Genomic DNA, 12,933 nt, shown 5'->3' on the forward strand with positions numbered 1-12,933 from the left:
CCGGCCCCCGGCCCACCGTCGGCTCTCCGCTGGCTCTGCGTCGGCTCTGCGTCGGCCCTCCGCCGGCCGTCGATCGTTCGCCGGCATCGGGGGAGTTCTCGCCACGGGAGCGGTGTGCCGTCCACCGGGTGATCGTCCGTCTCCGGGTGGACGTCGCCCGGCTCGCCGAGGGACGTCGCCAGGCTCACCGGGGGGCGTAAAATCCGTTGGCGCCGCGGTCGCGGGGCGGGTTAGCGTTGGCCTCCGTCATGCGCGGCGGCAGGTGCCTCTCCCGCGCCCGTGAGTCGGCAGATTGGTGATGCGGGATGACTGCTCAGCTCGTCGCGCTCTGTTTCGATGCGAACGACCCGCTGCGCCTGGCGCGCTTCTGGGGCGGGCTCCTGGGCTGGGAGTTGGCCGACGACCCCCGCGACGGCTTCACGCTCCTGCCGGGCGACGACACCGGGTTCCGGATCCGGTGCCTCGAGACGCGGGAGCAGAAGACCGTCCCGAACCAGATGCACTTCGACCTGACGAGCACCTCCCTGGAGGACCAGAGCCGGACGGTGGCCAGGGCACTCGAACTCGGCGCGCGGCACATCGACATCGGGCAGCTTCCCGAGGAGGGGCACGTGGTGCTCGCCGACCCCGAGGGCAACGAGTTCTGCGTCATCGCGCCGGGCAACGAGTTCCTCGCCGACTGCGGGTTCGTCGGGGCGCTCGCGTGCGACGGTTCGCAGCAGGTGGGGTACTTCTGGAGCGAGGCGCTGGGCTGGCCGCTGGTCTGGGACCAGGACCTGGAGACCGCCGTCCGCTCGCCGCACGGCGGCCCGAAGATCACGTGGGGCGGCCCGCCGGTGGCGCCGAAGACGGGGAAGAACAGGTTGCACTTCGACCTCGCCCCGCCCGCGCACGGTGATCTGCACGCGGAGGTAGACCGCCTCGTCTCCCTCGGGGCCAAGAGGATCGACGCCGGCCCGCACGAGGCCGATCGGGTGGTGATGGCCGACCCCGACGGCAACGAGTTCTGCGTGGTGTCCCCGACGGCGTGACCTGGCCCGGGGCGGCGGGCGAGGACAGGCGGGGCGCGATCGGGGACGGTCAGCAGGGCGTCGACGACGTCGCGGAGCGGGCCGAGCATCGTGTCCGGCCCGGCCTCGTGATCACGGCCGGACGAGGACCTTCAGCGCGGTGCGGTCGTTCATCGCGCGGTAGCCGTCAGGCACCTGCTCCAGGCCGACGGTGCGGTCGAAGACGCGGCCGGGCCGCAGGGTGCCGTCCAGGATCTCGGGCATCAGTTCCTCGATGTAGGCGCGGGCCGGGGCGACGCCGCCGGTCAGGGTGAGGTTGCGGAAGAACTCGCCGAAGCCCATCGGCACCTTCTCGTACTGCGGCGCGCCGACCCGGCTGACGGTGCCGCCGTCGCGGGCCACGGCGAACGCCGTCGCGATGGCCTGCTCGGTGCCGACGCACTCCAGCACGACCCGGGTGCCGTCCCCGCCGGTCAGCTCCCGCACCCGCTCGACGCCCTCGTCGCCGCGTTCGGCCACGACGTCGGTGGCGCCGAAGTCGCGGCCCAGGTCGGTGCGCTGTTCGTGGCGGCCCATGAGGACGATCTGCTCGGCGCCCAGGCGCCTGGCCGCCAGCACGGCCATCAGCCCGACCGCGCCGTCGCCGATCACGGTCACCGTCGTGCCCGGGCCGACCCCGGCGGTGACCGCGCAGTGGTGGCCGGTCGGGAACACGTCCGACAGCGTCAGCAGGGACGGCAGCAGCTCGTCGTCCTCGCCGACGGGCAGTTTGACCAGGGTGCCGGCGGCCTGGGGGACGCGCACCGCCTCGCCCTGGCCGCCGTCCACGCCGTCCGCGCCCCACTGGCCGCCGTGCCGGCAGGAGGTCTGCAGGCCCTCGCGGCAGAAGTCGCAGGTGTTGTCCGCCCAGACGAACGGCGCCACCACGACGTCGCCGCGCCGCAGCCCGCCCACGTCCGTGCCGACGTCCTCGACGACGCCGAGGAACTCGTGCCCGATGCGGTCGCCCTGCTCGCCGGCCGGGCGGGACCTGTAGGGCCACAGGTCGCTGCCGCAGACGCACGAGCGCAGCACGCGTACCAGGGCGTCGGTGGGCTCGTGCAGCACCGGGTCGGGCACGGTCTCCACGCGCACGTCACCGGCGCCGTAGATCATGGTCGCTCGCATGAGGGCCTTCTTCCATCGTCGATCGTCGTCTCGGACCTACCCATGGCCGGTCGAGGCCGGGTGACCTGGGCGCCTGCCGTAGGTCCGCTGTCGGTAAACCCGCCGCCGCCCCGCGTCCCGTCACGATTGACGAGTGGGCATGTGCCCATTAACGTGGGCGCGTGCCCACTCAGCCCGCCGGACAGGCGTCCCCCTCCGAGATCACCCCCCACCGCCACCGGCGGGTGGCCGAGTCGTTCGGCGTCGACCCCGAACGCTACGACCGCACCCGGCCGCCCTACCCCGACGCCATGGTGGAACGGATCGTCGCCGCCGCCCCCGGGCCCGGCGTCCTCGACGTCGGCTGCGGCACCGGCACGGCGGCCCGCCAGTTCCAGGCGGCCGGCTGCGCCGTGCTCGGCGTCGAACCCGACGCGCGCATGGCCGGTTTCGCGCGGCGCAGCGGGGTCGAGGTCGAGGTGGCCACGTTCGAGGAGTGGGACCCCGCCGGCCGGACGTTCGACGCGGTCGTCGCCGGGACGGCCTGGCACTGGGTCGACCCGGTCGCGGGAGCGGCCAAGGCCGCGCGGGTGCTGCGCCCCGGCGGGCGGCTGGCGCTCTTCTGGCACGTGTTCGAGCTCCCGCCCGCCGTGGCCGAGGCCTTCGCCGAGGCCTTCCGGCAGGTGGTGCCCGACTCACCGTTCACGGTCGACCCGCGGGCGATGAGGTCGGCCGTGGACGGGTACCAGCCGCTGTTCGACAACGCCTCCGGCGGGGTCCGGGAGGTGGGCGGCTTCGACGAGCCCCGGCAGTGGCGGTTCGACTGGGAGCGCACCTACACCCGCGACGAGTGGCTGGACCAGCTTCCCACCGGCGGCACCCTCACCGGGCTCTCGCCGGACGCGCTGGAACACATCCTGGAGGGCGTCGGGGCCGCCGTCGACGCGATGGGCGGCGCCTTCACGATGCCCTACGCCACGGTGGTCGTCACCGCGGCCCGGTCCGGCGCCACCTGACCGGCCCGCCCGGGACGAGGACGATCGGGTACGACGGCCCGCGCCCAGGCCGCGGAAGGAGAGCGGGTGCCGGGACGCCTACGGTGAAACGTCCTCACCGCCGGGTCCGGCGCAGGCCCGCAGGGCCTCGATGACGTCGGCATGGTGCCCGGCGCCGCCGGCCGCCGTGCACCCAGGTTGTGTTCGAGGGGGCCATCGGGTGATGCTGGGTCGGCCCCAGAGCGACACTTCGATGTGGAGAAACCGTGGACGTGGTCAGCTTCGCCGAGGCCCCGGTGGAAGACCGGTTCGCCCTCTGGCGCGAGACGAACTCGAAGATGTGGATGCCACTGGACGCCCACTGCGAGCCGTCTCTGGAAAGCACGTTCACCGTTCGGGCCGCTCTCAGCGAGCTCGGCCCCCTTCAGGCGACCCTGCTGACCGCGCCGTCGCTGACGATCCGGCGCACGCCCCGGCTGATCCGCCGCTCCGACCCCGAGACCTACTTCGTGACCTGCATCGTCCACGGTCACGCCAGGGGGGAGCAAGCCGACCGGCAGGCGGACCTGCGTGTCGGAGACCTGATGCTCCGTGACAGTTCGCACCCCTACCTGACCAGTTTCGGGTCGAGGGACCCCGCGGGCGGCCGGCTGCTGACGCTGCACTTCCCGCGCTCGTTGCTGACGCTGCCCGAGCGGGGCCTGCGAGAGCTCAGCGGGCTCCGCATCCGGGGTGACCGAGGCATCGGCGCGCTGGCCTCGCCGTTCCTGCTGCAGCTGGCCCGGCGCCTGGAGGAGTTCGGTCCGGCGGAGGCGATGCGGGCCTCCACCCTGACGCTCGACGTCCTGACCGCCGCGCTGGCCGACGCGCTGGACGCCCACGACGCGGTGCCGGCGGGCAACCGGCGGCGCGCGTTGCTCGCCCAGATCCACGCCTTCGTCCAGGCGAACCTGGGCGATGCCCACCTGAGCCCGGCCGCGATCGCCGCGGCCCACCACATCTCGGTGAGCTACCTGCACCGGTTGTTCCGCGCCGAAGAGCACACCGTCGCCGGCTGGATCCGCGAACGCCGCCTGGAACGGTGCCGGCGCGACCTGGCCGAGCCCTGGCTGGCCGACCGTACGATCACCGCGATCGCGGCCCGGTGGGGGTTCTCCAACCTCCAGCACTTCAGCCAGGTCTTCCGCGACGCCTACGGTCTGTCCCCGCGCCAGTTCCGGCAGCAGTGCGCCACGGTGCCCCCGGACTGACCAGCGGCGGGGACGCCGTCCGTGCCGACGCCGAACGCGATCGGATCCTCGCCGTCACCTTCCGGTCACGGGCACCGGCACACGGTTCGCCTGCCGGCCTCGGGGCGGGAGCGGCGCGCGCCCGCCCCGAGGCCGATCAGTCGTGGGACCGGAGGTCCCGGTGACCGGCAGTCACCCGACTAGCGGATACGGTAGGCACTGACCCAGTTGCCGATCGAGCCGTAGCCGGTTCTGTCGACGACGATCGAACCCCCGGTGCAACCGGAGTTGTCCCACAGTTCCACCACGCGGTCGCTCTCGGTACGGGCGGAATTGATGATGTCGTTCCAGCCGGCACCGACGTACTTGCACTCGCCGACGTTCCCGTTGAGCCAGGTGTCCGGGCCCGTGAAGCGCGTCTTGTCGTAGACGTGGACACCGGTGACCACGGCCGCCTGACGGGCGGTTCCGGTGGGGGAGGCCTGGGCCGAGCCGATCGCCAGGGCGGGCACCAGCACGGCCGCGGCACCGACGGCGCCGAGAATTCTCAGCGTGGTGGCACCCACGCGGAGCCCCCGCTTTGTTCGCTGCGACATGCGCAGTTCTCCTTTCAGGATGTTCTTCCTTCTTCCTGTCGAAGAATGCCCGCCGCGGTCCGGCCTGTCGTTACGCCTGAGTACACACTCCTTCGGTCTGCGTGCACCGTGGGTGCCGACGACGGTGTCACCTCGCGCGGCCCGTAGGTGGGTTCGCCGGATCCTCCGTGATCGCCGCCGGGCCCCCGGGCCGCCGTCCGTGGTTCGCCGTGGCAATCGAAAAGAACTCCCTCCCGTCTCCGGTCCCTCATCGCACCAGGGGCCGTGCCGGTGGATCGGCACCTTCTCCAGGGCCTCGGGCCCGGCGCTTGTGGCGTGACACGCTCAAGAGCCGTCACAGGTTTTCCCGGCCTGCCGGCTGCACCCTTCGGGGAGCCGGGGTCCCTCGCCGGTCCAGCCGAGTTCCTTGACCACCTGCGCGTCGGCCATGTCGCCGATGTCCAGGCCGGAGGTCTCAGGCAGTGGCCCGGCCACCACAGTCGTCGTCCCGAGTACGTCGCCGCTGGACCGATCGATCAACAGCCGCCGTTCCAGCGGATCGCGATCGGTTCTGCGTACGATGGCCATGCCGCTTCGCCCTTCGGCGTCCCTGGCCTCGTCCACGGTCCGCGCGCCCGGCGTCGCGGCCATCATGCGCAGGACAGCGGCCCGCACCGCAGGAGGGGTGGGCGCGTACATGAGCAGTTTCTCGCCCAACCCCCACAGCATGTCCTGCTCCGAGGGTCGCTTGACGTAGGAACGGCCTGTAAGGGCAGGTTCCTGGCGCCGCATGTCCCGCAGCCGCAGCAACAACTCCGCTCTCAGCCGCTGTGGGTCCTGTGGTAGCGCGAGGAGCTGGGAACGGGTCAGTGACACCCCCCCGGCGAGCTCGAAGCCCCCTGGGAAGTCGCGGGACGTCCGGCCACGCCGACCCTGCACATTTTTGCAGCCCACCGCGAAACCGCACAGGGCGGGCGCACCCGTCTCACGCCATTTCCGTTCGTCGGCGGTCGTGAGGGGCCGGGTGTAGAGCGGCGTGGTCTCCACGACAGGGCCGCGGGAAGTGGCCCAGGAGACCCGGCGGACCTTGTCCTCGATGTTGTACCTCTGCCCGATCGGCCGACCCCACTCCAGCGTCTCCAATTCGCTACGCCAGTATTCACGCGGTTGCTCGACCCGCCGCGCCAACGCGTCCACAACGGCGGTGAACCCCGCCGGAGCCGCCGAATGGCGCAACAGCGAGGGGACGATCGCGACCGTGCCGAGCACCACCGCGACGGACGCGGCCGCCAGCACCGGCAGGCCCCTGAAACCCCTGCGCCGCCGGACCGCGGCAGGAGCCGCGACAGTCTTCAGGCTCTCCGGGGACACGAGTTCCGCACCGGCGGTGAAAGCGTCACGGAGTCGGTCTTCAACGTTTCGAGTCATAGCTCCTCCTGCAGTTTCGCGGCGAGCACCTTCAGCGCCCGGGATGCCGTTGATTTGACCGTTCCGCGGCTGACCCCCATCACCTGGGCGATCTCCGCTTCCGGCAGGTCGAGGTAGAACCGCAGCACCAACACCTCGCGCTGACGTCGGGGCAGAGCCCGCACGGCCAAGAACACCCGCCGCCGGGTCTCCCCCAACAGCACCGCCGCCTCCGCCGACCAGAAGGGAACCTCGCGGTGACCGCGGAACCGCCCGCCGATCGCCCTGCGCCGTAAGACCATCCGGCACCCGTTGACCACGGCCGTGCGCAGGTACGGCAGTACCTGCTCCCGGTCGGACAACCGGCTCCACCTGCGATACACCGCAGCGAACGCGTCCTGGACCACGTCCTCGGCACTCTCCTGATCGCCCACCAACAGGAACGCCAGGCGCACAAGCGCGAGGCGGTGAACGAGGAACAACTCGGCTACGACCGTGTCGGCCGAGGCCTCACCGCCCGGGGAGCCTGGGGGCGGATGGATGATCTCGGATTTCATGTCTTCTACATGCACAAGCCCCCCAGGAGGTTGCGTCACGCCCGTAATCAAGTGGGTGTGCGCTCAAAACAGCATGACGGCGTCCTGGCCGGCGGGCTTGGCTTACCGCCGCGATGTGCGATCGAGGGCAGCCCCGGGCCCCGTGTGCCCAGACCGGCCTGTCGGGGTCCAGCTGGCGGTGGACAGTGGCGCGGGCTGACGTCGAGGCGGTCGGCGATCCGCTGGACGGTGTATCGGAACGCTCCTGCGGCACGGCGGGCGCGGCGCCGCTGAGCGGCGCGGCGGTCGGCGACACGCAGCACCGGCGCGAGCTCCTCCGCCGTGACCCCGCTCCCTCTCAGTTGAAAGGTGCCTCAGAGACGATCGATTCCGTACAAGATCACGTCAGGGCCGGGCAGGGTTCGACCCCGACGGGTTCATGATGGTGGCCTGCGCGGTGCCGCTCGTTCGGGGCTCATGACACGTTTCTTACCGGCACCCCGAGAACGATCAGGTACGGCGGCGGACCCGCGCGCCCGTGGGGGCGCCGCGGCCCGCGCCCAGGCCGCGGAAGGAGGGCAGGTGCCGGGGCGCGTACGGTGAAACGTCCTCACCGCCGGGTCCGGCGCAGGCCCGCAGGGCCTCGGGGACGTCGGCGTGGTGCGCCGGCGCGTCGGCGGGGTGCCCGGCGACAAGCGCCGTCAGCCGCCGCAGCGAGCCCGGCGCGCCGGCGATCACCAGGCCCCCGCCGGTCTCCTTCAGGATCTGGTGGGTGGAGGTGAGCAGGCGCGCCCCGGCCACGTCGCAGAAGATCAGCCGGGCCGCGTCCAGCACGATGTGGCGGGGGCCGGGCCCCGGCGGCGGGGCCAGCAACGGCGAGAGCAGCGGCGCGCTGTACAGGTCCAGGTCACCGGCGACGGTGACCACGAAGGTCGCCGCGTGTACGCGGAGAAGACGCACCGACAGGTTCAAGAGCTTTCCGTTCCGCTTTGGTTCCGGGGCGATCCCGGGATCAGGGCCTGCGGATCGCCGGGCGGGGGAGGTTCCCGCGAGCGAACGACCTTTTCGATCGGACGCGCACCGGGGGCCGGCCGCCTCTCTTCCGTTCTACGGCATCGAGGAGGTGCTGTGGGCTTCTGGCCGGAAACATCACCCTTGCCATTATCTGTTTCGTTAGCCGGATCCGTCCGGATGCAGCCCAGGGGAGATCTCCCGTCCGGGCCCTCCGCTCCCGAACATGTCCCCAGCCACCAGGGAGCGGAGTGAAGGATCAAGCTCGGGGTCGAGCCGTGTGCACGCCGGGGGCTCCGGTGGCTCTGACCGTGACCGAAGCGGCGGTGGAGAGCGTGACCTCGACGGTGATGTGCGGATTGTCCAGCTGCGGGTGCTGAAGCCCACGCGTGAACTCCTCGGGATCGCCCGGCATCGCCTTCGGCTGAACGGTGACCTTGACGCGGCCGGTCTCCTCATCCGAGTGCGCCGTCATCGTTGCCGCCTCGGGACGGGATCGGAGCCGGGAGACGACCGTGTCCTGGGTCCGCCGGAGCTCCGAGGCCGAGAATCCCTTGCCGCCGATCAGGGTGACCTCCACGGGAAGGGGCCTGGCCGGCTCGATCGCGCGAGCCGGGATGGGCGCCCCTTGAAGCCGACGCGCAGTCCCCGCCGGTCGTCGACGTGTCCGACGCCGGAGATTTCGTCAGGGAACTCCTCATCAAGTTTGCCGATCACTCGGCTGTCGGACGACTGTGAGCCGAAGCGGCCGACGGCCTCCTCGTAGGAGATGCCCTCCGATTCGGTGACGAACCCGAGGGCGACCAGCTCGGCATAGGGAATGGTCTACCCCGAGTTTGGTGGTTTTCCGGAGGGGCGAGGTCTTGCCCGGGGCGCCGGGTCGACGGGCGGTCACCGTGACGCGACCGGCATGGGTTTCGTCGCTCGCCGGCGCCCGCCTCGGTGGGCGCCGAATCGCGGTCACCGTCCTTGCGGCCGCACGAGATCGTCGGCGGCCGCAAGGACGGCGCGGGCCCTCACGCATGCGCGCGTGAGCGCCTCCCGAAACCTCAAGGCCTGACCTCGCCAGACCCGGACAGGCCCGCGCTCACCCGAGCGCGGGCCGCTCCCGTTTCTCATACCTTCACGCAGGTCGCGCCGTTGAGCTTGAACTGGGCGGGCACGTCGTTGGCCGTCCCGGTCCGGGAGGCGAGGAAGCCAAACTCTGCGCTGCCGCCCTTGGCCGGCAGGGACGCGTTCCAGTTCACGTTGACGACGCTCACGTTCGCGCCGCTCTGGTTGTAGCTGCTGTTCCAGGACTGGGTGACTTTCTGGCCGTTGGCGTAGGTCCAGTCCAGGTGCCAGCCGTTGACGGCGCTCGCCCCGGTGTTGACGATCTTCACGCCGGCCTGGAAGCCGCCCTGCCACTGGTTGACGATCGTGTAGGCGACCGTGCACGAGGCGCTCGGGGACGGGCTGGGGCTGGGGCTGGGGCTGGGGCTCGGGGACGGGCTCGGCGAGGGCGAGGGGGAGGGCGAGGGGGAGGGGGAGGGGGACGTCGTGGTTCCCTTGGGGACGACGATCGTGGTGATCGAGTTGGCCGGGAACGTGCCGGTGAAGCCGGACGCCGACACCGTCAGGTTCGCCCCATGCTGGATCGTCGTCAGGTCGGCGTCACTGTAGCGGTACACCTGGGCGGTGCCGGCCCGGCCGGTCAGGGCCACATCGCTGGTCAGCTCGCCGCCGCTCTTGTTCACCACGACGAGGGTCAGTGCCTGGTCGGCGGCCCGTTCGGCTGCGTACACGGCGAGTTTGTCCTGGTCGGCGCTGGTGGCCTTGACCGACGTCTCGCCGAACGCGCCGCCGGCGCCGTCGTAGTTGCGGAACATGCGGAACGCGTAGGCGACCGGCTGCGCGGTCGTCGGCGCCGTCCACAGCGTGGCCAGGTCCAGGCCCTCACGGCCGAAGATGCCCAGCACGTCGGCCTGGGCCAGCGCGCCGTTGATGTGCCCGAAGGCGCCCCAGTTGTACTCGGTGATGGCCACCTTGGTGCCCGGGTAGTGCTGGGCGACCAGGTTCTTCATCCGGGGGATGAACTGCACCGGGGTGTTGATCCAGCTCTCGTCCACGTACGTGGGATCCCACAGCTGGCGGGTGCTGCGCAGCCGCAGCGCCTGCGTGGCGGCGTCGACGTTGTCGCCGAGGACGCCGCTCTGCTGGGGGTAGATGTGGTTGTCGAAGTAGTCCAGGATGCGGGTGCCGTGCGCGCTCTCGTAGGCCTTCATCTGGTCCAGGTACCAGGCGCCCAGGTCCTGGCCGCCGTGCGCGGCCTTGTCGGGCGGGTTGGACCAGCAGCCGGTGCGCCCGCACACGTCCTGGTCCAGGCCGGAGTAGATGAGGGAGTTCAGGCCCCAGCCGACCGGGCCGAGCGTCTTGGCGCCGGGGTCGGCGGCCTTGACGGCCGCGCCGTAGGCGTAGGTGCGATCGCGGAGTTCGTCGTAGCCCAGCCCTTCCGGCCGTACGTCGCGGTGGGTGGAGAACCACAGGTCGGGCTCGTTGTCCAGGTTGTAGAACCTCACCCCGCCGCTGTTCGCGGCGCCGTAGCGGGACTTCAGGTGGTTGATCCAGTCGGTGACGTAGGCGGGGGTGATCTCGGCGCTGGTGTCGTGCGGGTCGTTGCCGGTGATGTTGGTGCCGTCGGGCTTCTTGCCGTTTCCGCAGTCGGGCTGCCACGGGTCGGTCGACTGCTGCGGCCCGTACTTGGCGACGCTGAACCCGCACGCCTTGGCGCGCGCCTTGGGCGCCCAGCCGATCAGCGGCAGCGTCAGGATCGTGTCGGCGCCGGTGGCCACGTTCTGGTCGACGAACTCGTCGCTGTCGGACCCGTCGGGCAGCGTGGAGGGGTCGGTGTTGTCGTTGGGGATGTTCTCGAAGTACCAGTCGGCGGCCCGGTTGCTGGTGTCGTTGCGGAAGTCGTAGCGGGTGGTGGCGTTGCCGCCCCACCGGTGCACCGGCAGCCGCAGATCCCGTGCCAGCGCCGCGTCGGCGAAGTTCATGCCGTACACGTACGGGCTGATCGCGTGACGCGAGGCGGACGCGTCCACGCTGAGCACCGGACCGGCCGCGGCCTGGGCGGCGGCGCCACTGACCTGAACGGTGGCGGCGGCCAGCAGGCCCACGCTAATCAACAGCGCTCTGATACGCACGTCGTACCCCTTCCATCGACTGGGAGCGCTCCCACGATGAGAGGGGAACGCACGCCCGTCAAGGACGGCCCGTGCGCGAGCGCCATCGTGGCCGTCCGGGCGTGAAAGTTTCGGAGCGGTACGACATGGGGGAGCGTGAGGCGGACGTCGGCGGCGATGTAACGGCGGTGCAGCGGCGGCGGCTGACCGTTCCCCTACTCGGGGTCTCGGTAGTAACGGCCGCGAATCCAACGATGTTGCTGTTGATCTGCGGAGACTCCTTGAGAAAAACGATCACGGGACGGTGGGCCAAGCCCCATCCGTGCAGGTCAGACTCATATCCGTTGGGTTTTCCGCGATTACTACCGGGACCCCTTAGCAGACCTTCAGATAACCCTGGCTGGCAGGCAGATATCTGGGCCACTCGTCCTTGGTCAGCGAGCGCACCGCGGCCGCGCAGACCGACGTGAACAGGTCGGCGACCGGCCGTACGTCCCACAGCCTGATCTTGCCTTTGTCGTCGCCGGTGGCCAGCGTGCTGCTGTCACGGCTGAACGTCACCCCTCTGACCGGCATGCGGTGTACCAGGGGCGGCCCGATCTGGCGGTACCCGGCCGCCACCAGGGCGGGAACGATGAAACGGTAGGAGTGCCGGCTGTCGCCCATGCCGTGCGCGAGGACAACGAGAGGCCCTTCTCCGGTCACGTCGTAGGCGATGGTGTTGCCGTTGATGCTCAGGTACTCGGTCATGATGTCCTCCACGGGTTTGCCGACTTGAGTAGCTGAAAGCTGTCGAGATTAGCCAACCGGGTTAAGGGGGTGAATGGATCAACGCAAACGAGGGATTTCCAGAGAACCGCGCGCGACAAGACAGCCGGGCCGTGTACAGATGCTTTGGTCGGGCGGGGGTGCTGGGATGGTCGTGGTGTCAGGCGCCGTGCGCCGCGGTGAAGCGTTCGTCGGCGTCCCACAGCTCGCGTTCGCGCTGCGGGTCGTAAGATTCCTCGGACGACAGGGCCACGCGGCCGCGATCGACGTAGGAACCGGTCTGTGCCTGGGGCGTGCCGAGGACGAGGTCGGCGAGGTACCCGCCGGCAGCACTGCGGGTGGTCGCGAACGGCGTGAGGGTCATCGCCGGCAGGATGCGCCGCATCGCGAACCGGGAGACGGGGCCTGCGTTGCGGGCGAGATCGGTGCCGGGGACGAACCCCGGGTTGTAGGCGACGGCGTCGATCCCGGCCGGGAGGTGGCGCGCGTACTCGTGCACGAGGTAGACGGCGGCCAGCTTGCTCGTCGAGTACGCGGTACGCCCACCGGTCGCGGTATCCGGCTTGGGGAAGGCGCCGGTGCGGGCGAGGGCGTCCGGGGAGCGCCAGGCCGGCCCGGGCACCATGCCCAGGTTGTGCCTAAAGTCACCGAAATGCGTGTCGCTGACGGTGATCACGATTCGAGCGGGAGAGACGAAGCGGTCTTCGAGCAGGCGGACGAACACATGGTTGGCGAGCACGTTGACCGTGAAGGTGGACTCCAGCCCGTCGGGCCCCTCGGTCAGCGCGTTCGTGTACTGCATGCCCGCGTCGCCCACGAAACCGCGCAGCGGCGGCAGGTCACCGCGCTCCAACCGGTCCCGGATCTCCGTGGCGGCCGACCGGACGCTTTCGAGCGAGCCGAGGTCCGCCTCGACGTGCGAGACCGCGTGCCCACCCTCCCGGAGCTCCGCGGCAAGCGGTGCGCCAGAGGATCCGCGGGCGACGACAAGGAGATGCACATCCGGCGACTGCCGCAGGATACGCTCGGCGGCGATACGGCCGATCCCGCGGCTCGCGCCCGTCATGACGATGGTGTGCTGCATGGGAAAGC

Annotated in this window: 12 protein-coding genes; 3 read left to right on the forward strand and 9 right to left on the reverse strand. The window is 70.8% G+C overall.

Annotated features, from left to right (window positions below; all coding sequences use genetic code 11):
• The first annotated feature begins 305 nt into the window (after positions 1 to 305).
• Complete coding sequence (locus ACLQ2R_RS26640) at positions 306 to 1,031, forward strand: VOC family protein (RefSeq protein ID WP_425963359.1); 726 nt, start codon at positions 306 to 308, stop codon at positions 1,029 to 1,031.
• Between the two features lie 111 nt (positions 1,032 to 1,142).
• On the opposite strand, the gene ACLQ2R_RS26645 is transcribed toward ACLQ2R_RS26640, so the two are convergent.
• Entirely contained in the window at positions 1,143 to 2,177 is a 1,035-nt protein-coding gene (locus ACLQ2R_RS26645) for a zinc-dependent alcohol dehydrogenase family protein (RefSeq protein WP_425963361.1), read from the reverse strand.
• Positions 2,178 to 2,338: 161 nt separating this feature from the next.
• On the opposite strand from ACLQ2R_RS26645, the gene ACLQ2R_RS26650 reads away from it, so the two are divergent.
• A complete protein-coding gene (locus tag ACLQ2R_RS26650; RefSeq protein WP_425963362.1) occupies positions 2,339 to 3,172 on the forward strand; it encodes a class I SAM-dependent methyltransferase in 834 nt (277 codons plus the stop codon).
• Positions 3,173 to 3,417: 245 nt separating this feature from the next.
• Positions 3,418 to 4,401, forward strand: a complete 984-nt coding sequence (locus tag ACLQ2R_RS26655; RefSeq protein ID WP_425963363.1) for a helix-turn-helix domain-containing protein — start codon at positions 3,418 to 3,420, stop codon at positions 4,399 to 4,401.
• Between the two features lie 179 nt (positions 4,402 to 4,580).
• Here ACLQ2R_RS26655 and ACLQ2R_RS26660 read toward each other — a convergent pair whose 3' ends face one another.
• The 8 genes from ACLQ2R_RS26660 to ACLQ2R_RS26695 form a co-directional block, all read right to left on the reverse strand.
• Complete coding sequence (locus ACLQ2R_RS26660) at positions 4,581 to 4,976, reverse strand: peptidase inhibitor family I36 protein (RefSeq protein ID WP_425963364.1); 396 nt, start codon at positions 4,974 to 4,976, stop codon at positions 4,581 to 4,583.
• A gap of 324 nt (positions 4,977 to 5,300) precedes the next feature.
• The gene (locus ACLQ2R_RS26665) at positions 5,301 to 6,383 is read right to left on the reverse strand and encodes a hypothetical protein (protein ID WP_425963365.1); all 1,083 of its coding nucleotides are present in this window, start codon (positions 6,381 to 6,383) and stop codon (positions 5,301 to 5,303) included.
• Positions 6,380 to 6,919 (reverse strand): SigE family RNA polymerase sigma factor, encoded by a 540-nt coding sequence (locus ACLQ2R_RS26670; RefSeq protein WP_425963366.1) that lies wholly within the window; start codon positions 6,917 to 6,919, stop codon positions 6,380 to 6,382. The genes ACLQ2R_RS26665 and ACLQ2R_RS26670 overlap by 4 nt, the downstream gene beginning before the upstream one ends.
• A gap of 489 nt (positions 6,920 to 7,408) precedes the next feature.
• On the reverse strand, positions 7,409 to 7,870 hold the full coding sequence (locus ACLQ2R_RS26675) for an STAS domain-containing protein (protein ID WP_425963368.1): 462 nt from the start codon (positions 7,868 to 7,870) through the stop codon (positions 7,409 to 7,411).
• 298 nt (positions 7,871 to 8,168) lie between these two features.
• On the reverse strand, positions 8,169 to 8,384 hold the full coding sequence (locus ACLQ2R_RS26680; protein WP_425963369.1) for a hypothetical protein: 216 nt from the start codon (positions 8,382 to 8,384) through the stop codon (positions 8,169 to 8,171).
• 640 nt (positions 8,385 to 9,024) lie between these two features.
• Positions 9,025 to 11,094, reverse strand: a complete 2,070-nt coding sequence (locus ACLQ2R_RS26685) for a glycoside hydrolase family 44 protein (RefSeq protein WP_425963371.1) — start codon at positions 11,092 to 11,094, stop codon at positions 9,025 to 9,027.
• 354 nt (positions 11,095 to 11,448) lie between these two features.
• On the reverse strand, positions 11,449 to 11,823 hold the full coding sequence (locus ACLQ2R_RS26690; RefSeq protein WP_425963372.1) for a hypothetical protein: 375 nt from the start codon (positions 11,821 to 11,823) through the stop codon (positions 11,449 to 11,451).
• A 178-nt stretch (positions 11,824 to 12,001) separates the two neighbouring features.
• A complete protein-coding gene (locus tag ACLQ2R_RS26695; protein ID WP_425963374.1) occupies positions 12,002 to 12,925 on the reverse strand; it encodes an SDR family NAD(P)-dependent oxidoreductase in 924 nt (307 codons plus the stop codon).
• Positions 12,926 to 12,933 lie beyond the last annotated feature (8 nt).

Source organism: Streptosporangium sp. DT93 (assembly GCF_049844535.1).
Taxonomy (GTDB): Bacteria; Actinomycetota; Actinomycetes; order Streptosporangiales; family Streptosporangiaceae; genus Streptosporangium.